The sequence below is a fragment of the Pseudomonas sp. GW822-FHT04C11 genome, from assembly GCF_058800905.1.
The window spans coordinates 1-22,354 of sequence record NZ_JBXAMS010000014.1; the positions used below are offsets into that span (position 1 = coordinate 1).

General features: G+C 60.7%; 19 protein-coding genes. 10 read left to right on the plus strand and 9 right to left on the minus strand.

The window, feature by feature from the left end:
- Positions 1-158: 158 nt before the first annotated feature.
- On the minus strand, positions 159-1,442 hold the full coding sequence (locus AC1RJ3_RS20930; RefSeq protein WP_493080269.1) for a Zn-dependent hydrolase: 1,284 nt from the start codon (positions 1,440-1,442) through the stop codon (positions 159-161).
- Positions 1,443-1,582: 140 nt separating this feature from the next.
- Positions 1,583-3,070 (minus strand): NCS1 family nucleobase:cation symporter-1, encoded by a 1,488-nt coding sequence (locus tag AC1RJ3_RS20935; protein WP_493080271.1) that lies wholly within the window; start codon positions 3,068-3,070, stop codon positions 1,583-1,585.
- A 622-nt stretch (positions 3,071-3,692) separates the two neighbouring features.
- Here AC1RJ3_RS20935 and hydA point away from each other — a divergent pair.
- The 3 genes from hydA to preA all read left to right on the plus strand — a co-directional run bounded on the left by hydA (position 3,693) and on the right by preA (position 8,006).
- Positions 3,693-5,132, plus strand: a complete 1,440-nt coding sequence (hydA, locus tag AC1RJ3_RS20940) for a dihydropyrimidinase (protein ID WP_493080273.1) — start codon at positions 3,693-3,695, stop codon at positions 5,130-5,132.
- A gap of 231 nt (positions 5,133-5,363) precedes the next feature.
- A complete protein-coding gene (locus tag AC1RJ3_RS20945; protein WP_493080275.1) occupies positions 5,364-6,731 on the plus strand; it encodes an NAD(P)-dependent oxidoreductase in 1,368 nt (455 codons plus the stop codon).
- Positions 6,732-8,006, plus strand: coding sequence for an NAD-dependent dihydropyrimidine dehydrogenase subunit PreA (preA, locus tag AC1RJ3_RS20950; protein WP_347926962.1), 1,275 nt, complete (start codon positions 6,732-6,734; stop codon positions 8,004-8,006).
- Positions 8,007-8,128: 122 nt separating this feature from the next.
- On the opposite strand, the gene AC1RJ3_RS20955 is transcribed toward preA, so the two are convergent.
- Positions 8,129-8,749 carry a TetR/AcrR family transcriptional regulator gene (locus tag AC1RJ3_RS20955; protein WP_103316632.1) on the minus strand — a complete coding sequence of 207 codons (621 nt, stop codon included), beginning with the start codon at positions 8,747-8,749 and terminating at the stop codon, positions 8,129-8,131.
- Between the two features lie 125 nt (positions 8,750-8,874).
- On the opposite strand from AC1RJ3_RS20955, the gene copC reads away from it, so the two are divergent.
- Both copC and copD read left to right on the plus strand, forming a co-directional pair.
- Positions 8,875-9,240: a copper homeostasis periplasmic binding protein CopC gene (gene copC, locus AC1RJ3_RS20960; protein ID WP_347926963.1), complete on the plus strand. Its 366-nt coding sequence runs from the start codon at positions 8,875-8,877 to the stop codon at positions 9,238-9,240.
- 3 nt (positions 9,241-9,243) lie between these two features.
- Positions 9,244-10,122 (plus strand): copper homeostasis membrane protein CopD, encoded by an 879-nt coding sequence (copD, locus tag AC1RJ3_RS20965; RefSeq protein WP_493080278.1) that lies wholly within the window; start codon positions 9,244-9,246, stop codon positions 10,120-10,122.
- A 30-nt stretch (positions 10,123-10,152) separates the two neighbouring features.
- Here the strand turns inward: copD and AC1RJ3_RS20970 are convergent, their stop codons facing one another.
- The 5 genes from AC1RJ3_RS20970 to AC1RJ3_RS20990 all read right to left on the minus strand — a co-directional run bounded on the left by AC1RJ3_RS20970 (position 10,153) and on the right by AC1RJ3_RS20990 (position 15,478).
- A complete protein-coding gene (locus AC1RJ3_RS20970) occupies positions 10,153-11,304 on the minus strand; it encodes an HlyD family secretion protein (protein WP_103316638.1) in 1,152 nt (383 codons plus the stop codon).
- Complete coding sequence (locus tag AC1RJ3_RS20975) at positions 11,301-12,968, minus strand: MFS transporter (protein WP_493080280.1); 1,668 nt, start codon at positions 12,966-12,968, stop codon at positions 11,301-11,303. The genes AC1RJ3_RS20970 and AC1RJ3_RS20975 overlap by 4 nt, the downstream gene beginning before the upstream one ends.
- An 83-nt stretch (positions 12,969-13,051) precedes the next feature.
- A complete protein-coding gene (locus tag AC1RJ3_RS20980) occupies positions 13,052-13,852 on the minus strand; it encodes a sulfite exporter TauE/SafE family protein (protein ID WP_103316641.1) in 801 nt (266 codons plus the stop codon).
- A gap of 9 nt (positions 13,853-13,861) precedes the next feature.
- Positions 13,862-15,106: an NAD(P)/FAD-dependent oxidoreductase gene (locus AC1RJ3_RS20985; RefSeq protein ID WP_493080283.1), complete on the minus strand. Its 1,245-nt coding sequence runs from the start codon at positions 15,104-15,106 to the stop codon at positions 13,862-13,864.
- 36 nt (positions 15,107-15,142) lie between these two features.
- The gene (locus AC1RJ3_RS20990; protein WP_054598349.1) at positions 15,143-15,478 is read right to left on the minus strand and encodes an ArsR/SmtB family transcription factor; all 336 of its coding nucleotides are present in this window, start codon (positions 15,476-15,478) and stop codon (positions 15,143-15,145) included.
- Positions 15,479-15,581: 103 nt separating this feature from the next.
- Between AC1RJ3_RS20990 and AC1RJ3_RS20995 the strand changes: the two genes are divergently transcribed.
- On the plus strand, positions 15,582-16,445 hold the full coding sequence (locus AC1RJ3_RS20995) for an MBL fold metallo-hydrolase (protein WP_493080285.1): 864 nt from the start codon (positions 15,582-15,584) through the stop codon (positions 16,443-16,445).
- Between the two features lie 195 nt (positions 16,446-16,640).
- On the opposite strand, the gene bkdR is transcribed toward AC1RJ3_RS20995, so the two are convergent.
- Complete coding sequence (gene bkdR / locus AC1RJ3_RS21000) at positions 16,641-17,129, minus strand: Bkd operon transcriptional regulator BkdR (protein ID WP_493080287.1); 489 nt, start codon at positions 17,127-17,129, stop codon at positions 16,641-16,643.
- Between the two features lie 187 nt (positions 17,130-17,316).
- Here bkdR and AC1RJ3_RS21005 point away from each other — a divergent pair, with 187 nt between their 5' ends.
- The 4 genes from AC1RJ3_RS21005 to lpdA are packed head-to-tail and all read left to right on the plus strand — an operon-like array spanning position 17,317 to position 22,282.
- Complete coding sequence (locus tag AC1RJ3_RS21005) at positions 17,317-18,552, plus strand: 3-methyl-2-oxobutanoate dehydrogenase (2-methylpropanoyl-transferring) subunit alpha (RefSeq protein ID WP_054597662.1); 1,236 nt, start codon at positions 17,317-17,319, stop codon at positions 18,550-18,552.
- Between the two features lies 1 nt (position 18,553).
- Positions 18,554-19,612 carry an alpha-ketoacid dehydrogenase subunit beta gene (locus tag AC1RJ3_RS21010; protein ID WP_054597663.1) on the plus strand — a complete coding sequence of 353 codons (1,059 nt, stop codon included), beginning with the start codon at positions 18,554-18,556 and terminating at the stop codon, positions 19,610-19,612.
- Positions 19,613-20,890, plus strand: coding sequence for a dihydrolipoamide acetyltransferase family protein (locus AC1RJ3_RS21015; RefSeq protein ID WP_493080290.1), 1,278 nt, complete (start codon positions 19,613-19,615; stop codon positions 20,888-20,890).
- A gap of 6 nt (positions 20,891-20,896) precedes the next feature.
- Entirely contained in the window at positions 20,897-22,282 is a 1,386-nt protein-coding gene (gene lpdA / locus AC1RJ3_RS21020; RefSeq protein ID WP_347926970.1) for a dihydrolipoyl dehydrogenase, read from the plus strand.
- Positions 22,283-22,354: the final 72 nt, after the last annotated feature.

Here is a 22,354-nt window from a genome sequence, read left to right on the forward strand (position 1 = left end):
TCTGCCACCGACCGTTTACGAACGGCAATGGCGTCTAAACCACCTATCGAGGTGTCCGGAATTAGTTGACCACTACAAAATGTGACAAAGCGATGGAATATTAAGTAAGTGCTCGAATGGGGAGAGGTCTTACCCCTCCCCCCATACGCGGCGAGACCTCAGGCCGCCAGTTCACCACTGGCAATCGCCGCCGAAGCCGCCAGCATCGCCCGCAACAACACCGCACATCCGGCCGCCAGGTCGTCCGGGGTGGCGTTTTCGATTTCGTTGTGACTGATGCCGCCCTCGCACGGCACGAAGATCATTCCGGCCGGCCCTAGCTCGGCGAGGAAGATCGCGTCATGCCCCGCCCCGCTGACGATGTCCATGTGTGACAGCCCAAGGCCTTGTGCCGCACCGCGTACTGCCTCGACGCAGCCCTTGTCGAAATACAGCGGCGGGAAGTCGGCAGTTGGCGTCAGTTCATAAGTCAGGCCGTGCTCATCGCAGGTGCTGTCGATCACCTGCCGCACTTCCGCGATCATCGAGTCCAGCCGCGCCGGTTCAAGATGACGGAAATCCAGGGTCATGCGCACTTCGCCGGGGATGACGTTACGCGAGCCCGGATAGGCTTGCAGACAACCGACGGTGCCACAGGCGTGAGGTTGATGACCCAGCGCGGTACGGTTCACGGCGGCGACGATTGCGGCGGCGCCGACCAAGGCATCCTTGCGCAAATGCATCGGCGTTGGTCCGGCGTGAGCCTCGACACCGCGCAGTTTCAGGTCGAACCACTTCTGTCCCAACGCGCCCATTACCACGCCAATGGTCTTGCGTTCGTCTTCCAGAATCGGGCCTTGCTCGATGTGTGCCTCAAAGTAGGCACCGACTGCGTGGCCACTGACCTTGCGCGGACCGGCATAGCCGATGGCGTTCAGCGCCTCGCCCACGGTCACGCCGCTGGCGTCGGTCTTGGCCAGGGTTTCTTCAAGGGTGAATTTTTCGGCAAACACCCCGGAGCCCATCATGCACGGGGCGAAGCGCGAGCCTTCTTCATTGGTCCAGACCACCACTTCCAGCGGCGCCTCGGTTTCCACGCCCAGGTCGTTGAGGGTGCGCAGCACTTCGACCCCGGCCAACACGCCGAAACAGCCGTCGAACTTGCCACCAGTGGGTTGGGTGTCGATGTGGCTGCCGGTCATCACCGGTGGCAGTTGCGGATTGCGTCCGGCGCGGCGGGCGAAGATGTTGCCGACGGCGTCGATGCTCACCGTGCAGCCCGCCTCCTCGCACCACCTGACAAAAATGTCGCGGGCCTGGCGATCGAGGTCGGTCAGGGCCAGGCGACAGACGCCGCCCTTGACCGTGGCACCGAGTTTGGCCAGCTCCATGAGCGACTGCCAGAGGCGGTCGCGATTGATGTGCTGATGGCTGGACTGCAGAACGTCTACGGCAGCGTTCATGGTGATCTCCTTCAGGCTGATTTTTATAGTTCCCATGCTCTGCGTGGGAATTCATCTCTGGACGCTCTACGTCCGCTCTTGGGACGCAGAGCGTCCCCGGCTGCATTCCCACGCAGAGCATGGGAACGATCACCCTTTTCCTATATCGAGGTATCGGCCACAGCCGTGTCGTTGCTACGCATCGTGCACAACCCGTAATACATCAGGCCACCAAGGGCCGAGCCGGTGAACCAGCCATAGCTGTAGAACCAGCTGAAGGCATCGCTGCCCAGCGACAGCAAGGTCAACACCACTGGCACACCGAAGGCGATGAAACCGTTCCAGTTCCACGCCGGGTACACGTCATCGCGGTACAGGCCAGCAAGGTCCAGTTGTTGTTTCTTGATCAGGAAATAATCCACCACCATGATCCCGGCGATCGGCCCGAGCAGGCTCGAATAACCGAGCAACCAATTGGAATAGACCGTTTCCAGGCTGACATTAGAGACGATCAGCCCAAGCTTCTTCAGCAGTTCGTGGCCCATCAGCGCCAGCCCTACCAGGCCGGTAAACATCACCGCCTTGGTGCGGTTGATGAGTTTAGGTGCAAGGTTCTGGAAGTCGTTGGTCGGCGAAACGATGTTGGCCGCGGTGTTGGTCGACAGCGTCGCGATAATGATCAGCGCCATGGCGAACGCCACCCACACCGGGCTCTGGATATGCCCAATCAGGCTGACCGGATCGGAGACGGTCACACCCACCAGTTTCGCCGACGCGGCAGTCATCACCACCCCGAGCGAGGCGAACAGGAACATGGTCAGCGGCAAACCGAAAATCTGTCCGAGGATCTGGTCTTTCTGGCTTTTGGCGTAACGGCTGAAGTCCGGGATGTTCAGCGACAAGGTCGCCCAGAACCCGACCATCGCGGTCAGCCCGGCCAGGAAGTAACCGGTCACGCTGGCGCCTTCAGGACGTTTCGGCGGCTGGGCCAGCAACTCGGTCAGCGACACATTCGGCATGGCCCAGACCAGCAGCCCCAGCCCCACCGCCACCAACAGTGGTGCCGAGAGCGTTTCCAGCCATTTGATCGACTCGGCACCGCGCAGCACCACCCACAGGTTCAGCGTCCAGAACATCATGAAGCCAATCACTTCGCCGGTGCCCCCGAGGGATTTCCAGCCCTCGAAAACCGAGCCGAGAAACAGGTGAATCGCCAGCCCGCCAAACATCGTCTGGATACCGAACCAGCCGCAGGCCACCAGCGCGCGAATCAGGCACGGCACGTTGGAACCGATCACCCCGAACGAGGAACGCAGCAATACCGGAAACGGAATCCCGTACTTGGTGCCCGCAAAGGCGTTAAGGGTCAGTGGGATCAGCACGATGACGTTGGCCAGCAGAATCGCCAGCAGCGCTTCGCCAACGCTCAGGCCAAAGTACGCGGTAAGCACCCCGCCAAGGGTGTAGGTCGGCACGCACACCGACATGCCGATCCACAACGCGGTGATGTGCCATTTGTTCCAGGTTCGTTCGTGCACCTTGGTCGGCGCAATGTCGTGGTTGTACCGGGGACTGTCGAGGACGTCGCTGCCGGCGTCCAGTTCGTACAACCCTTCGCGCTCGGTGACGTGCGATCTGTTCTGTTGCATGGCCGCTCCACTGTTTTTTTGATTATTTTGCTCATCGGGCTGGCCTGCGGTTAAACCACGAGCCGGACGATGGCCGGAGAACTTACGACTTTTACCGACCGGCCAAGGTGTCAGCGGCAGCAATCAATAAGCATGCCGGAGGCTTTGCTGACGACCTTTGCGCGTCGGTAAAATCCATGTAAACAACTGATGTTCATCAGTTTTATTCAAACAACAATCAAGCCCGCGAAGACTTGTCCGGGCACTCAGGCAAAATGCCGGGCAAGTCGTCCGAGCCGTCAGGGCTCAATCTGGTGCGTTACATTTATTTTGTATTTTTTCTGTCAGCCACAGGCGCACCTCAAATAGCTGATTTCACATAGGAAATCTTGACCATATTTCGATCCTGTCAAGTGCGTCAAAATGGTGAGAGACCTCACCATTTTGGTGATTTGCACTTTTAATCGTTTAATTTCAACAAGTTAATATCGATATAAGCTTATAAAAAATATTCTTGCCCAATCCGATATCTCCAGCTAGCGTTTATTCCTGACAGCGCTGACAGGAATACAACTTCCTTAGCCTGCTACATATAAAACACTTAGAACCGGCATAAGCCAGTCAAGCCTGCGAGGAACTCGGAATGTCTCTGTTGATCCGTGGCGCCACCGTTATTACCCATGATGAAAGTTATCGCGCCGATGTCTTGTGCGCCGACGGCGTGATCAAAGCCATCGGCAACAACCTCGATACTCCCGCCGGCTGCGAAGTGCTCGACGGCAGCGGCCAATACCTGATGCCCGGCGGCATCGACCCGCACACGCACATGCAATTGCCCTTCATGGGCACCGTGGCCAGCGAAGACTTTTTCAGCGGCACGGCGGCGGGTCTGGCGGGTGGTACCACGTCGATCATCGACTTCGTGATTCCCAATCCGCAGCAATCGCTGCTGGAAGCTTTCCATCAGTGGCGTGGCTGGGCTGAAAAATCAGCCTCCGACTATGGCTTTCACGTCGCCATCACCTGGTGGAGCGAACAGGTTCGCGAAGAAATGGCTGAGCTGGTCAGCCATCATGGGGTCAACAGCTTCAAGCATTTCATGGCGTACAAGAACGCGATCATGGCCGCCGACGACACGCTGGTCGCCAGTTTCGAGCGCTGTCTGGAACTCGGTGCCGTGCCAACCGTGCACGCAGAAAACGGCGAACTGGTCTATCACCTGCAGCGCAAACTGATGGCCCAGGGCATCACCGGCCCTGAAGCGCACCCGCTGTCGCGGCCGTCTCAGGTTGAAGGTGAAGCCGCGAGCCGGGCGATCCGTATTGCAGAAACGCTTGGCACGCCGCTGTACCTGGTCCACGTCTCGACCAAGGAAGCGCTGGATGAAATCACCTACGCCCGCAGCAAAGGCCAACCGGTCTACGGCGAAGTGCTGGCCGGGCATCTGCTGCTGGATGACAGCGTCTACCAGCACCCGGACTGGCAAACCGCCGCCGGTTACGTGATGAGCCCGCCCTTCCGTCCGCGCGGCCACCAGGAAGCACTTTGGCACGGCCTGCAATCGGGCAACCTGCACACCACCGCCACCGATCACTGCTGTTTCTGTGCCGAACAGAAAGCTGCGGGGCGTGACGACTTCAGCAAAATTCCCAACGGTACGGCCGGCATCGAAGATCGCATGGCGGTGCTGTGGGATGAAGGGGTCAACACCGGGCGCCTGTCGATGCAGGATTTCGTTGCGCTGACCTCCACCAACACCGCGAAAATCTTCAACCTCTACCCGCGCAAAGGCTCGATCCGCGTCGGCGCCGATGCCGACCTGGTGCTCTGGGACCCGCAAGGTACGCGGACCATTTCTGCCAAGACGCATCACCAAAACGTCGACTTCAACATCTTTGAAGGCAAGACCGTGCGCGGCGTACCCAGCCACACCGTCAGCCAGGGTCGACTGGTCTGGGCCGATGGCGACCTGCGTGCCGAACGCGGTGCCGGGCGCTACATCGAACGCCCGGCGTATCCGGCGGTGTTCGATTTGCTGAGCAAGCGCGCTGAGCTGCACAAGCCGACTGCCGTGAAACGCTGACGCTACCCCTGTGGCGAGGGAGCTTGCTCCCGCTGGAGTGTAAAGCGCTCCCAAACCGGTCGATTGCGTCCTATCTGCGTGACGAGTTGTCTGGTTTACGGGCGCTACGCACCCGAGCGGGAGCAAGCTCCCTCGCCACAGGATGCGGCGTTACCAACCACCTATTTGCGTCATGTACAAAAAACAATGCCCATCAGAGGCAGTACCTCAAATAACCGTGAGGCCAACACCGTGATCAAGACTCTGAGCCACTTGCCCCATCCTGCCGAGGATGCGGCCACCCTCGCCGGCCATTTCACCGATCTGGCGCCGCCGCTCAACCACCGTCAGGCACATCTGGAAGCCTCGCGCTGCCTGTATTGCTATGACGCGCCGTGCGTCAACGCGTGCCCGAGCGACATCGATATCCCGTCGTTCATTCGCAACATCCATCAAGAGAACGTCCAGGGCGCTGCGCAAACCATCCTCTCGGCGAACATCCTGGGTGGCAGTTGCGCCCGGGTCTGTCCGACAGAAATCCTTTGCCAGCACGCCTGCGTACGCAACAACGCCGAGGAATGCGCACCGGTACTGATCGGCCTGTTGCAGCGCTACGCCATCGACAACGCGCACTTCAGCGAACACCCATTCCAACGCGCAGCGGCCACCGGCAAACGAATTGCCGTGGTCGGTGCCGGGCCTGCCGGTTTGTCGTGCGCGCACCGCAGCGCCATGCATGGCCACGAGGTGGTAATTTTCGAGGCGCGGGAAAAGGCCGGCGGACTCAACGAATACGGGATCGCCAAATACAAACTGGTGGATGACTTTGCCCAGCATGAGCTGGACTTCCTGCTGGAAATCGGCGGCATCGAAATCCGCCACGGGCAAAAACTCGGTGAGAACCTGAGCCTCAGCGAACTGCATCAGCAGTTCGACGCAGTATTCCTCGGCCTTGGCCTGGCCGCCAGCAAACAGCTGGGGTTGGCTGACGAAGACGCCCCAGGGCTGTTGGCCGCTACCGATTACATTCGCGAACTGCGCCAGGCCGATGACCTGAGCCAATTGCCGCTGGCCGATCATTGCATCGTCCTCGGCGCCGGCAACACGGCAATCGACATGGCCGTGCAAATGGCCCGCCTCGGTGCCCGCGACGTGAATCTGGTGTACCGCCGTGGTCTTGAGGACATGGGCGCAACCGCTCATGAGCAGGACATCGCCAAGGCCAATCAGGTACGGCTGATGACCTGGGCGCAACCGCAGGACGTCTTGCTCGACGATAAAGGCCAGGTGCGTGGAATGCGTTTCGCCCGCACGCGTCTCGAAAATGGTCGGCTGATCAGCACCGGGGACACCTTCGAGCTGGCCGCCGATGCGATCTTCAAAGCCATCGGGCAAAAATTCGACGACAACGCGCTGAGCGATCCGCTGGCCCGCGAGCTGAAACGCCAGGGCGACCGAATTCAGGTGGATGAACAGATGCGTACCAGCATTCCCGGCGTCTATGCCGGCGGCGATTGCACCAGCCTCGATCAGGACCTCACCGTACAGGCCGTGCAGCACGGCAAACTCGCAGCTGAAGCGATCCATGCCCAACTCATGCTCAACGTGGAGGCTGCGTAAATGGCCGATCTTTCGATTGTCTTCGCCGGTATCAAAGCTCCCAACCCGTTCTGGCTGGCCTCCGCGCCGCCCACCGACAAGGCCTACAACGTGGTCCGTGCGTTCGAGGCCGGCTGGGGTGGCGTGGTCTGGAAAACCCTGGGTGAAGACCCGGCGGCGGTCAACGTCTCGTCGCGTTACTCCGCGCACTTTGGTGCCAACCGTGAAGTCATGGGCATCAACAACATTGAGCTGATCACTGACCGCTCGCTGGAAATCAATCTGCGGGAAATCACCCAGGTCAAAAAAGACTGGCCGGATCGCGCACTGATCGTGTCGCTGATGGTGCCTTGCGTTGAAGAATCGTGGAAAAACATCCTGCCGCTGGTAGAGGCCACCGGTGCCGACGGCATCGAACTGAACTTCGGCTGCCCCCACGGCATGCCGGAACGTGGCATGGGGGCCGCTGTCGGTCAGGTGCCGGAATACGTCGAGCAAGTCACTCGCTGGTGCAAGACCTATTGCTCGCTGCCGGTGATCGTCAAGCTCACGCCGAACATCACCGACATCCGCGTCGCCGCCCGGGCAGCCCACCGTGGTGGCGCCGATGCGGTGTCGCTGATCAACACCATCAACTCGATCACCAGCATCGACCTGGATCGCATGGTTGCGCATCCGATGGTCGGCAGCCAAAGCACCCACGGTGGTTACTGCGGTTCGGCGGTCAAACCGATTGCGTTGAACATGGTCGCCGAAATCGCCCGTGACCCGCAGACCCAAGGCCTGCCCATTTGTGGCATCGGCGGCATTGGCAGTTGGCGTGACGCAGCCGAATTCATGGCGCTGGGCAGTGGCGCGGTGCAGGTGTGCACGGCGGCGATGCTGCATGGCTTTCGGATCGTCGAGGAAATGAAGGACGGATTGTCCCGCTGGATGGACAGCCAAGGCTACTCAAGCGTGCAGGATTTTTCCGGGCGTGCGGTGGGTAATACCACGGACTGGAAATACCTGGACATCAACTATCAGGTGATCGCCAAGATCGACCAGCAAGCCTGCATTGGTTGCGGCCGTTGCCACATCGCTTGTGAAGACACTTCGCACCAGGCCATCGCCAGCCTGAAACAGCCGGATGGTACCCACAAATATGAAGTGATCGATGACGAGTGCGTGGGCTGCAACCTGTGCCAGATCACTTGCCCAGTGCAGGACTGCATCGCGATGGTGCCGGTCGATAACGGGAAACCGTTTCTGGACTGGGACCATGATCCGAGGAATCCCTATCATGTCGCGGGTTGAGATCCGCGTCGCCTGAACTGACGCCTTCGCGGGCAAGCCTTGCTCCTACGGATTTGTGTCGAGCCACAAATAGGTGATCGACACTAAACCCGTAGGAGCAGGGCTTGCCCGCGATGACAATCCTACGGTTCCAACCCGATCCCCCGCAGAATCACGCTGGTCACCGTCTGCACCGCACGCTCGAACTGCATGTCCGACAGCGGTTGATGGTCGTTGAGGATGTTGATCTGGTGATCGAAGTCAGCGTAATGCTGGGTCGAGGCCCAGATCATGTACAGCAGGCTTGAAGGCTCCACCGGCAGGATGCGTTTGTCCTCCACCCATTGGCGAATTTTCGCTTCCTTCATCTTGGCCCAGTCGTACAGGCTGACGTCCAGCGCCTCACCCAATGTCGGCGCACCGTGGATGATTTCATTGGCCCAGACTTTCGAGCCGTAAGGCCGGCTGCGGGAATGGTTCATCTTGGCGCGGATGTAACTGCTGAGCACCACCCGCGGGTCATCGAACATCTCGAAGCACAGCGCGTCCTGCTTCCAGACTTCCAGCAAATCGAACAGCACCGCGCTGTACAGCTCAGCCTTGGTGCTGAAGTAGTAATGCAGATTGGAGCGCGGCAGTTGCACTTCCTTAGCGATGTCGGCCATCGCGGTGCTGCCAAAACCTTTCTCGGCGAAGACCTTCTCGGCGGCCAGGAGGATTTTCTCGACGTTACTGCGGCGGATCTCGATTTTGTGATTGCCCATAAGGGCTCCCTGACAGCGGCATGGGTCAAGACTAGCATTCGCCACCTGCGAAACGAAACGTCGTACAGGGTCCGAGGCATAGGTAAACTGTCGCATCTTCCAATCTGCCTGATAGGTGCTGACCGATGTTGCTGAAAAAAGCCCTGACTGTGACTGCCCTCCTCGGCTCGCTGTTCGCCGCCTCCTCGGTGTTTGCTCACGCTCACCTGAAAAGCTCGACGCCAGCCGCCGACAGCAACGTTGCCGCACCTGCCGAATTGCGCCTGGCGTTCTCCGAAGGGGTTGAAGCCAGTTTCACCAAAGTCGATATCAGCAAGGATGGCGTGGCCGTTGCCGTGAAAAGCATCGTCACCGAAAGCGCCGATAAAAAGACCCTGGTCGTTACTCCCGCCGCCCCTCTGAGCGCCGGTAACTACAAAGTCGAATGGCATGCAGTGTCGGTCGACACCCATAAAAGCGCTGGCGACTACAGCTTCAAGGTGAGTCAGTAATCGATGTCGAGCGCGCTGGTCCTGGGCCGCTTCCTGCATTTCATCGTCGTGCTGATGCTGTTTGGGGCCTGCCTGTTCAGGCCCCTGCTGTTGCGCCATGAACCTCTGACCCAAGCGCTCGCGACACTCGATCAACGCCTCGCCGGGCTGAGTCGGCTGCTCGCCGGGTTCGCCTTGTTCACCGGGGTTTGCTGGCTGCTGTTGATCACCGCCAGCATGGCCGGCTCGCTGTCGGCGGCGTTTGATTGGCCGACCGTGCAACTAGTGTTGAGCAACACCTTCTTCGGGCAGGTCTGGCGTTGGCATCTGCTGTTCAACGGGCTGTTGGTGGTCTGCCTGCTGAGCCCGCTGAGCAACTGGTTTGCGCTGCGTATGCTCCTGAGCAGCCTGTTGCTGATGACCCTCGCCCCGGTCGGCCATGGCGCGATGCTTGATGGCCTGAGTGGCCAGTTGCTGATCCTCAATCAAGTGATTCACCTGACCTGCGTCGGTGCCTGGCTGGGCGGACTCATGCTGCTGATGATGATTCTGCGGCGACCGACGACCCACACTGTCAAGCCGATACTGCAACGCTTCAGCGGGATCGGTTATGGGCTGGTGGCGGGTTTGCTGGTAACCGGCCTGATCAACGTCCGGGTGTTGACCGGGGCTTTCTGGCCGACACCGCTGCTGTCAGGGTTCGCGCTGATTCTGTTGATCAAGGTGCTGTTGGTCAGCGCCATGCTTGGCCTGGCGCTGTTCAATCGCTTGAAAATCAAGCACTGCGAGCAACGCCTCTCGGCGCTACGCACCAGCGTGATGCTGGAGTGGTTGCTGGGGATAGCGGCAGTGGCGGCGGTTTCCCTATTGGGTACATTGCCGCCGATGGTGGCCGGTAACTGATCGTTCCCACATGGGAACGATCATCGACACCTACGGATTGCCAGCGACGGCATTGCCTTGCCCCGAGGTATCGATACTCACCACCACCGACATGCCGGGCCGCAGGCGTTCGCTTTGCGCCTGGTTCGCGTCAACGGTGATGCGCACCGGCACGCGTTGGGCGATTTTGACGAAGTTGCCGGTGGCGTTGTCGGCTTGCAACAGGCTGAACTCGGAACCGGTGGCCGGTGAAATGCGCTGCACCCGACCGTGAAATTTCTGGTGATTCAAGGCATCGACGGTGAAGGTAACCGGCTGGCCGATGTGGATGTTGTTCATCTGGGTTTCTTTCATGTTGGCGATCACCCACAACTGGCTCGGCACCAAGGCCATCAACTGCGCGCCGGAGTTGACGTAGGCACCAAGACGCACGCCGATCTGCCCAAGCTGGCCGTCCTGCGGGGCGACCACGCGAGTATTGGACAGATCGATCCGCGCCAGCTCAACCGCCGCTTCGGCACTGGCCACCGCCGCCTCCAGCGAACCGCGATTGACGATCACCGTTTGCAGGTCCTGCCGGGCAATTTCCAGACTGGCCTGGGCCTGTGCCACCGCAGCGATGGTTTGCGCATTAGCGGCACGGGTCACGTCCAGCTCGCGCTTTGACACCGAGCCGTCGCTGATCAACGCCTCATTACGCCGCAAGTCCGCTGCGCTTTTTTGCGCCTGGGCCTGGCTGTCGGTCAGCGCCGCCTGACGCAGCTTGATGGTCGCCTCGGCGCTGTTGCGTTGTTGCACCGCATTGGCCAGCGCGGCTTTCTGCACCGCCAGTTGTGCCAGCGACTGATCCAGACGTTGCTTGTAGATCCGGTCATCCAGCCGCACCAGCAGGTCGCCGGTCTTGACGAACTGGAAGTCCTGCACCGGCACCTCAAACACGTAGCCGCTGAGTTGCGGGCCAATGATCGTTACCTGGCCGCGAACCAGCGCATTTTCAGTGCTTTCGATGGCGCTGCCGAACGGCGGCAACTGCCAGGCATACAGCACGATCAGCACCCCGACGATGGCAATGGCAGCAAAGCCCAAGGACGAAATAATCCGCACCGGCAACGAACGCGGCTCGGTGCCAGAAGTTTTAGGCGGTGCCACGCCCTCGGGAGTCGAGGCGATGGCGTTGGTGGTTGTGGTGATCGGGTCGGTCATGAAGAAGAGGCACCGCTGGAAGGAACGGAAGTCGGACTGGCCGGCGCGGGAGCGACAGCCTTGGTCGTGCTCAGCAGCCACAGGCTGCGAATGAAGATCCAGAGCATGGTCAGCATCGCGATCACCGCGATCAGCATGAACACGTCGTTATAGGCCATGACATTTGCCTCCCGGGTTGCAGCCGCTGCCAGGCTACGAATGCCCTGGGTGGTGCGGGCCGCCGGGTCGGCGATACTCGACACATAACTCGCGCTGCTGCCTTGCACACGGCTGGCCACTTGCGGGTCGACCAGGGTCAGGCGCTCGACGATATGGCTGGAATGGAATTTTTCCCGGGCGATCTGGAACGTCCCCAACAACGCAGCGCCAATCAGGCCGCCGAGGTTCTGGCAGATCCCGAACAGCACTGAGAAACTCACCAGATTGCGCGGATTGGTCAACACGTTGCGGGTGCCGAGGACCATCGTCGGCCCGAGGAAAAACGTCCCGCCAAAGGCCAGCAGAAACTGGCTGAGGTACATGTTTTCCGGGCGTGTCAGGTTGGTCGAGAAACTGTCCATCACGGAACCTGTGGCCATCAGCGCCAGGGAAATGATCAACGGCATCAACAGGTGCGAGGGATTGATCGTCAGCGCGCTGGTGGCAAGGCCGGCGACGCTGCCCACCAGCATCACCACGTAAAGGCTGTGCATCTGCTGGCTGCCCAGGTTCAGGGTTTGCAGCAAACCCACCGCCCCGGTGGATTGCTCGGTGAGCACCATACGGATGAGGATCACCGCCAATGCCAGGCGAATCATCACCCCGCTACCAAGCCAGCGGGTCATCAGCATCGGGTTACTGCGGTTATGTTCGATGGCCAGGCCGGCCATGATCAACACGATCGAGCCGGCCGAGGCGACACCGATCCACGGTGCTTCGAGCCACCAATCGATACGGCCCAACGACAACACCGCACAGAGCAGCGCCACTCCACCCGCCAGCAAGGCGAAGGTCAGGAAATCGAGTTTTTCGAAAGTTTTGAAGCGGTCACCCGGCGGCAACTTGAGCATGAACACACAGCCCAGTGAGGTCAGCGCCATGCCCAGTTCAAACAGATAGAGCCCGCGCCATTCGGCGATCTGCAACAGGTCTTCGGAGAACAGCCGAGCCAGTGGCAATGCCAGTTGCGAGGTACCCAGGCCGAGCACCAGCGCCTTCATGCGCCACTTCGCCGGGAAAGCCTGCACCATGTAATACAGGCCCAGCGAACTCAGCGCCGCACCGACCATACCGTGGGCGGCGCGCACCGCAATCGCCGAACTGAGGTCGTTGACGAACAAATGGCCGAAGGTCACCAGCGCATACAGCACCAGGAATACTTCAGTGAACGCCCGCAGGCCGAACTGCTGACGAAACTTCACCAGCAGCAGGTTCATCGAGACGTTGGTCATCACGTAAGCCGCTGGCAGCCAGGCCATCTCGGCGGTCGTCGCCCCCAGCGCCCCTTGCAGGTAAGGCAGGTTGGCGACCACCAACGCGTTGCCCAACCCACCGGTCAATGCCACCAGCAACCCGACCAATGCATAAGCCAAGCGCTTTGGTGTTGGGTGTAAAGGGGTCGAGGGGGAACCGGGCAAGCTTGGCCGTTCGTGGGGCTGCCAGTTGCGCGGGGCGTAGTGATCCATGGCGTGGCCTTGTCATCGGTAATGAAGGCAGTAAACCTGAGCCAGAGATTTCTTGCCAGTTCGCCGCACGGCAACCACCGATTTCAGGCCTTGAGCAGCATGTAGCCGGCCACCATCAGGCACACACTGGCAAACCCCACTTGAAGTGCCCGGGCCGGAACGCGGGCGCACAGTCGTCGCCCCACGACCATCCCGGCGATGCTCGCGGCGATAAAAGCCGCGCCCTGGGCATCGATGGTCACCCCGGCATGAAAGGCGCCGATCACTCCGGTTGCCGAGATCAAACTGATCACCATCAACGAGGTGGCGATGATGCCGCGCATCTGTACGTCGGTCAGTTGCTTGAAGGCCGGCACGATCAGGAAACCCCCACCGACCCCGAGCAAGCCTGAAACCACGCCGGTCACCGCCCCCAATGCAGCCAGAGTTGCGGTGCATTTGGCGGTCCAGGAAAAGCGCCCGGTCTGTTGATCGAGCATGCAGTTTTTCTGGCCCCAGCTGGCGTGGCCGTGATCGCTCGGCCCCGCTTGCGGCTTTTCTCGCCGCAGCATCCGCCAGGCGATCATGATCATCAGCAGACTGAACAGGATCATCAGGACTTTTTCCGGCAACTGATGGGCGAAGTAGATGCCCACCGGCGAGAACACCGCCCCCAGCAACGCGATCAACAACGCCGCACGGTAGCGCACCAATCCATGGCGCAAGCCGTCGATGGCACCGACCGCCGCGGCACTGCCCACCGCAAACAACGCCACCGGCGCTGCCTGGGTCATGCTCCAGCCCAGCCCGAGCACCAGGGCCGGGACTGCAAGAATGCCTCCGCCGGCCCCGGTCAGCCCCAGGATCAGACCCATCACCACACCAAACAATGTCGCCAGCAGCATAGGGTTTTCTCAATCGACCTTGGACACACGAGTCAGCCACTCACGACCTTTGAGCATGCCGTTCCAGTAAAACCACGGCAGCAGCGTCGCCTTGAGAAACCATGCCGAGCGTCGCGCCACGGTCGGTTCGAGGGGAAAAGTCGGCAGCAGCTTACCGGCATAGCCGAACTCGGCGAGTATCACCTTGCCCTTCTCCACCGTCAGCGGGCAGGAGCCATAACCGTCGTATTTCAGCGGCAAGGGTTGCTGCTTGCGCAAGGCCAGCACGTTCTCCGCCACCACGACGATTTGCTTGCGCACCGCGGCAGCAGTCTTGGCGTTGCTGGTAGAGCAGACATCGCCGAGGGCGAACACGTCCGGATAACGCACATGCTGCAAACTGTGGACGTCCACTTCGCACCAGCCTGCGGCATCGGCAAGCGAACTCTGACGGATGAAGTCCGGCGACACCTGCGGTGGCACCACATGCAACAGATCGAATTTTTTCGCTTGCAGCGTGACCGCTCCGGCGGCGTCCCTGACCTCGAACCAGGCGGTTTGCGCCGGCCCGTCGACCTTCACCAGGTTGGAGTTGAATGCCAACCGCGCACGGTATTTCTCGATGTACTTCATCAGCGGCGCAACGAAGATCGCCACGCCGAACAACGCGGCGCCGGCCAGGTTGAACTCGACGTCGACATGCTTCAGCACACCGTGTCGGAGCCAGTGATCACACGACAGGTACAACGCCTTTTGCGGCGCCCCGGCGCATTTGATCGGCACCGCTGGCTGGGTAAAGATTGCCTTGCCGCCGCGCAGACCTTTGACCAGTTGCCAGGTGTAGGCCGCATGCCGGTAGCTGTAGTTGGACGTGACACCGTGCTGCCCGAGGGCTTCTTGCAGACCTTCGATTTTCTCCCAGGCCAGTCGCAAGCCAGGGCAGACGATCAGGTTCTGATAAGAGACGCTGCGCCCATCATCAAGCGTCAGCAGACGGTTTTCGGGGTCGACGCTGCTGACCGCAGCCTGCACCCAGTGAGCCTGACGCGGCATCACCGCCGCCATTGGTCGTACGGTGTTCTTGAGTTCATGCGCGCCGCCGCCAACCAACGTCCAGGCCGGTTGGTAATAGTGCTGGGCGCTGGGTTCGATGACGGTGACGTTCAAGTGCGGATCGCGCTTGAGCAGGCTGGCAGCGAAGCCGATACCCGCGGTACCACCGCCTATCACCACGATGTCGGCACTGATGGTCTGGCCCCAGTGTTGGTCCTGCATAAGTTATTGCCTCTACAAGGGGCTGCCCGAAAAGGCTCACGCCCAGCTTTTTAGCACCGCGCCGCAATACAGGCCCGAGAGTGTTTTCATCACCTGAATCACTTCGTGGCTGGCCAGGCCGTAGAAAATGTACTTGCCTTCACGTCGAGTGCCCACCAGGCCTTCATCGCGCAAAATGCCCAACTGCTGGGACAACGTCGGCTGACGCACGCCAGTCATGGTTTCCAATTCGCCGACGTTACGCTCGCCCTGGGTCAACTGGCAGAGGATCAGCAGGCGGTCCTCATTGGCCAATGCCTTGAGCAGCGCGCAGGCCTTGGAGGCCGAGGCACGCAATTGCGCCACTTCACCTTCGCTTAGACTGGATTGCATTTGCAGATAACCTTAGTCGTCACTTAAGCTGCGGACATTATGTTTAAACATAAAGTGTTGCAAGCCTTTGTGTCTTTCTGCCACCCAGCCAGGACCCGCCGCCATGCCAGCGTTGATCCAAGCCTTCCTTGACGACGCATCAAAGACCTACACCTATGTGATCTATGAACACGACGGCGGCCCGTGCGCCATTGTCGATTCAGTGCTCGATTACCACCCGGCGTCCGGTCGAACCGCCACCACGCAGGCTGACCGGGTGATTGCTTTCGTTCGCGAGCACCAGTTGCAAACCCAATGGCTGCTGGAAACCCACGCCCATGCCGATCACCTGTCCGCCGCGCCTTACCTGCGCCGCGAGTTGGGCGGCAAGATCGCCATCGGCCAGGCCATCAGTCAGGTGCAGGACGTCTTCAAGAACCTGTTCAACCTTGAGCCGGCGTTTCGCAGCGACGGTTCGCAGTTCGACCATCTGTTTGCGCCGGACGAGGAATTTTCCATCGGCAACCTCAAGGCCAAGGCGCTGCATGTTCCCGGTCACACTCCGGCAGACATGGCCTACCTGATCGACGATGAACTGATTCTGGTGGGCGACACGCTGTTCATGCCCGACGTCGGTACCGCCCGCTGCGACTTTCCTGGCGGCAACGCCAACCAGCTATTCGCCTCGATACACAGGTTGCTGGCCTTCCCCGCCGACACCCGTCTCTATGTCTGCCACGATTACCCGCCAGCCGGCCGCACTTCCCAGTGCATGACCACCGTTGGCGAGCAACGCAAAAACAATATTCATGTGCATGACGGCATCGACGAAACGGCGTTCGTCGACATGCGCACCCGGCGCGATGCGGGCTTGTGCATGCCGACGCTGATACTGCCGGCGATTCAGGTGAATGTGCGGGCCGGGAATTTGCCACCGGCTGAAGACAACGGCGTGGTCTACCTGAAGATCCCCATCAACCAGTTCTGACCCCAACACGTTGGGACCCCACACTTTATCTCGTAGCAGCTGCCGAGCCCCGCGAGGCTGCGTTCGGCGGCGCAGCCGTCGCGAAACCTGCCACCGCGTTCATTCAGGCAGACCGTATCAGCCGGATTACGACGGCTGCGCCGCCGAACGCAGCCTCGCGGAGCTCGGCAGCTGCTACGGGTATGTGGGGAGATCTCAGTTGGCCAGGGTCAGGCCATTGGCTGGCAATGGCAGCGCGGTTTTGTAGCGCACCTGCTTGAGCGCAAAGCTTGAGCGGATGTTGGCGACGCCCGGGACCTTGGTCAGGAAGTCCATCATGAAGCGTTCCAGCGACTGAATGGTCGGCACCAGTACGCGGATCAGATAGTCCGGGTCGCCGGCCATCAGGTAACACTCCATTACCTCCGGACGGTCGGCGATGGCGGCCTCGAATTGCGCCAGCGCCTCTTCCACCTGTTTCTCCAGGCTGACGTGGATGAACACGTTGACGTGCAGCCCCAGCAGGTCGGCATCCAGCAACGTAACCTGCTCGCGAATCAGCCCTAATTCTTCCATCGCCTTGACCCGATTGAAGCACGGTGTCGGTGACAAATTCACCGAGCGTGCGAGGTCGGCGTTGGTGATGCGGGCGTTCTCCTGAAGGCTGTTGAGAATGCCGATGTCGGTACGGTCCAGTTTGCGCATGAGACAAAACAACCTGTTTTTTATGTTTATGCAGATTTTTTATCCTCAAATGGCTTCAACTGCAACGAAACAGAGATAAATATTCTTCTTGCCCCGGCCTATGATTGTTGTAGGACAAGATTTCTTCTACCCGAAGGATGACGGTCAGCTCACTACAAGAAATTCACAAGATCGAGCGTAGAAAGCCATGAATCAAGCGTACGAACCCCTGCGCCTGCACGTTCCCGAACCCTCGGGCCGCCCCGGCTGCAAAACCGACTTCTCCTACCTGCGCCTGACCGATGCCGGTACGGTGCGCAAACCCCCAATCGATGTAGAACCTGCCGACACGGCTGATCTGGCCAAGGGCCTGATTCGCGTGCTCGACGATCAGGGCAATGCCCTCGGTCCGTGGGCAGAAGGCGTGCCTGTGGAGATTCTGCGCAAAGGCATGCGCGCCATGCTCAAGACGCGGATTTTCGACAACCGCATGGTGGTCGCCCAACGTCAGAAAAAGATGTCGTTCTACATGCAGAGCCTTGGCGAAGAAGCCATCGGCAGCGCCCAGGCCCTGGCCCTGAACATCGACGACATGTGCTTCCCCACCTACCGTCAGCAAAGCATTCTGATGGCTCGCGAAGTGCCGCTGGTGGACCTGATCTGCCAACTGCTGTCCAACGAGCGCGATCCGCTCAAGGGCCGTCAGTTGCCGATCATGTACTCCGTTAAAGACGCCGGCTTCTTCACCATTTCCGGCAACCTCGCCACCCAGTTCGTACAAGGCGTGGGCTGGGGCATGGCGTCGGCGATCAAGGGCGACACCAAAATCGCCTCGGCCTGGATCGGCGACGGCGCCACCGCAGAATCCGACTTCCACACCGCCCTCACCTTCGCTCACGTTTACCGCGCGCCAGTGATCCTCAACGTGGTCAATAACCAGTGGGCGATCTCGACGTTCCAGGCGATTGCCGGTGGTGAAGCCACTACGTTCGCCGGTCGCGGCGTCGGCTGCGGCATCGCCTCCCTGCGGGTCGACGGCAACGATTTTGTCGCGGTGTATGCCGCCTCTGCCTGGGCCGCCGAACGCGCCCGCCGCAACCTCGGCCCGACCATGATCGAATGGGTCACCTACCGCGCCGGCCCGCACTCGACGTCCGATGATCCTTCCAAGTACCGCCCTGCCGACGACTGGAGTCACTTCCCGTTGGGCGACCCGATTGCGCGCCTCAAGCAGCATCTGGTGAAAATCGGTCAGTGGTCCGAAGAGGAACACGTGGCCCTCAGCGCTGAACTGGAAGCCGAAATCATCGCCGCGCAAAAAGAAGCCGAACAGTACGGCACCCTGGCCGGTGGCCAGATTCCGAGCGCTGCGACCATGTTCGAAGACGTCTATAAAGAGATGCCGGAGCACTTGAAGCGCCAGCGTCAAGAGTTGGGGATCTGACATGAACGATCACAACAATAATATCGAGCTGGAAACCGCCATGACCACAACCACCATGACCATGATCCAGGCCCTGCGCTCGGCCATGGACGTGATGCTCGAGCGCGACGACAACGTCGTGGTGTTCGGCCAGGACGTCGGCTACTTCGGCGGCGTGTTCCGTTGCACCGAAGGCCTGCAGAGCAAATACGGCACCTCGCGGGTGTTCGATGCGCCGATCTCCGAAAGCGGCATCGTCGGCGTTGCAGTTGGCATGGGCGCCTACGGATTACGGCCAGTGGCCGAGATCCAGTTCGCGGATTACGTCTACCCGGCCTCGGACCAGATCATTTCCGAAGCGGCACGCCTGCGCTATCGCTCGGCCGGCGAGTTCACCGCCCCGATGACCTTGCGCATGCCTTGCGGCGGCGGCATCTACGGCGGCCAGACCCACAGCCAGAGCATCGAAGCGATGTTCACTCAGGTCTGCGGCTTGCGCACAGTGATGCCGTCCAACCCCTACGACGCCAAAGGCCTGTTGATCGCCTCCATCGAGAACGATGACCCGGTGATCTTCCTTGAGCCAAAGCGCCTGTACAACGGCCCGTTCGACGGCCATCACGACCGCCCGGTAACCCCGTGGTCGAAACACCCTGCCGCGCAAGTGCCGGACGGCTACTACACCGTTCCGCTGGACCTCGCCGCCATCACCCGTCCAGGCAAGGACGTGACCATCCTGACCTACGGCACCACCGTGTATGTCTCGCAAGTGGCCGCTGAAGAAACCGGCATCGACGCCGAAGTCATCGACCTGCGCAGCCTGTGGCCGCTGGACCTGGAAACCATCGTCAAGTCGGTGAAGAAAACCGGCCGCTGCGTGGTCGTCCACGAAGCCACCCGCACCTGCGGCTTTGGCGCCGAACTGGTCGCGCTGGTTCAGGAACATTGCTTCCACCACCTGGAAGCGCCAATCGAGCGTGTGACCGGTTGGGATACTCCCTACCCGCATGCGCAAGAGTGGGCGTATTTCCCAGGCCCGTCCCGTGTGGGCGCGGCGTTGAAACGGGTCATGGAGGTCTGAATGGGCACGCACGTTATTAAAATGCCGGACATTGGCGAAGGCATTGCAGAAGTTGAACTGTCGGTGTGGCACGTCAAGGTCGGCGACATGGTCGTCGAAGATCAGGTGCTGGCCGATGTGATGACCGACAAGGCGATGGTCGACATTCCGTCCCCGGTGCATGGCAAGGTGATCTCCCTCGGCGGTGAGCCAGGTGAAGTCATGGCCGTCGGCAGCATTCTGATCAGTATCGAAGTGGAAGGTGAAGGCAACGTCAAAGCGTCGTCTCAGCCAGCACCGGCTGCACCAGCACCGAAGCCCGCAGCGGTTGCCGCACCGAAAGTCGAAGCCGCGATTGAAAGCAAACCCGCCGTCCCGGCTCGCCCAGTTGCGCCGCAAGGCCCGATGGTCGCTCGCGAAGCCGATGAGCGTCCGCTGGCCTCCCCGGCCGTACGCAAACACGCGCTGGATGCCGGCATTCAATTGCGTCTGGTCCGTGGCACCGGCCCTGCCGGGCGGATTCTTCACGAAGACCTCGAGGCTTATCTGGCACAAGGTCAGTCGAACGCATCGAGCACTGTGGCCGCATACGCCGAACGCAACGACGAACAGCAGATCCCGGTGATCGGCATGCGTCGCAAGATCGCCCAGCGGATGCAGGATGCGACTCAGCGTGCCGCACACTTCAGCTACGTCGAAGAAATCGACGTGACGGCAGTGGAAGAACTGCGTGCGCATCTGAATGAAAAGCACGGCGCAACTCGCGGCAAGCTGACGTTGCTGCCGTTCCTGGTCCGCGCCATGGTCGTCGCCCTGCGCGACTTCCCGCAGATCAACGCCCGTTATGACGACGAAGCCCAGGTCATCACCCGCCTCGGTGCGGTGCATGTCGGCGTCGCAACCCAAAGCGACATTGGCTTGATGGTACCGGTGGTGCGTCACGCCGAGGCTCGCAGCTTGTGGGACAGCGCTGCGGAAATCTCCCGTCTGGCCACGGCTGCGCGCAATGGCAAAGCCAGCCGCGATGAACTGTCCGGCTCGACCATCACCCTGACCAGCCTCGGCGCCTTGGGCGGCATCGTCAGCACCCCGGTGCTGAACCTGCCCGAAGTGGCGATCGTCGGCGTCAACAAGATCGTCGAGCGGCCAATGGTGATCAAAGGCCAGATCGTGATTCGCAAGATGATGAACCTCTCCAGCTCCTTCGATCACCGGGTGGTCGATGGCATGGACGCGGCGCAATTCATCCAGGCCATTCGTGGCTTGCTCGAACAACCCGCAACCCTGTTTGTGGAGTAGTAAGGCATGCAACAGACTCTGAACACCACGCTGCTGATTATCGGCGGCGGCCCCGGCGGTTATGTGGCGGCGATCCGCGCGGGCCAGTTGGGCATCAGCACCATTCTGGTCGAAGGCCAGGCGCTCGGCGGCACCTGCCTGAACATCGGCTGCATTCCGTCGAAAGCGCTGATCCATGTGGCCGAGCAGTTCCATCAGACTCAGCATCACAGCCAGCATTCGGCCCTCGGGATCAACGTCTCGGCGCCGACCCTGGACATCGGCAAAAGCGTCGAGTGGAAGGACGGTATCGTTGATCGCCTGACCACCGGCGTCGCGGCGCTGCTGAAAAAGCACAAGGTCCAGGTCATTCAAGGCTGGGCCAAGGTCATCGACGGTAAAACCGTCGAGGTCGGCGACACGCGTATCCAGTGCGAGCACCTGCTGCTGGCCACCGGTTCGAAAAGCGTCAACCTGCCGATGCTGCCAATTGGCGGGCCGATCATCTCTTCCACCGAAGCTCTGGCGCCGAAAAGCGTGCCAAAACGGCTGATCGTGGTGGGTGGCGGCTACATCGGGCTTGAGTTGGGCATTGCCTACCGCAAGCTCGGCGCCGAGGTCAGCGTGGTCGAGGCGCAGGATCGGATTCTGCCAGCCTACGATGCCGAACTGACCCAGCCGGTCAACGAAGCGCTCAAGCAACTCGGCGTAAAGCTTTACTTGAAGCACAGCGTCGAAGGCTTTGATTCACAAGCCAATACCTTGCAAGTGCGCGACCCGAACGGTGAAACCCTGAACCTGGCCACCGATCAGGTGCTGGTGGCGGTTGGGCGTAAACCCAACACCCAGGGCTGGAACCTTGAAGCATTGAACCTGGACATGAACGGCTCGGCGATCAAGATCGACAACCGCTGCGCGACCAGCATGCGCAACGTCTGGGCCATCGGCGATCTGAGCGGCGAGCCGATGCTCGCTCACCGCGCCATGGCGCAGGGTGAAATGGTCGCCGAGCTGATCTCGGGCAAACACCGCGAGTTCAATCCCACCGCCATCGCCGCCGTGTGCTTTACCGACCCGGAACTGGTGGTAGTCGGTAAAACCCCGGATGAAGCCAAGGCCGCTGGCCTGGATTGCATCGTGTCGAACTTCCCGTTCGCCGCCAACGGCCGGGCGATGACCCTGGAATCGAAAAGCGGCTTCGTGCGGGTGGTCGCGCGGCGTGACAATCATCTGATTGTCGGCTGGCAGGCGGTGGGTGTCGGGGTGTCCGAGTTGTCGACGGCATTCGGCCAGTCCCTGGAAATGGGCGCACGCCTGGAAGACATCGCCGGCACCATCCACGCCCACCCGACGTTGGGTGAAGCGGTGCAGGAAGCGGCGTTGCGCGCATTGGGCCACGCCCTGCATTTGTAACCGCTCAACTGTGGCGAGGGAGCTTGCTCCCGCTGGGCTGCGAAGCGGCCCCAATCGCGTCACTGCGATCTG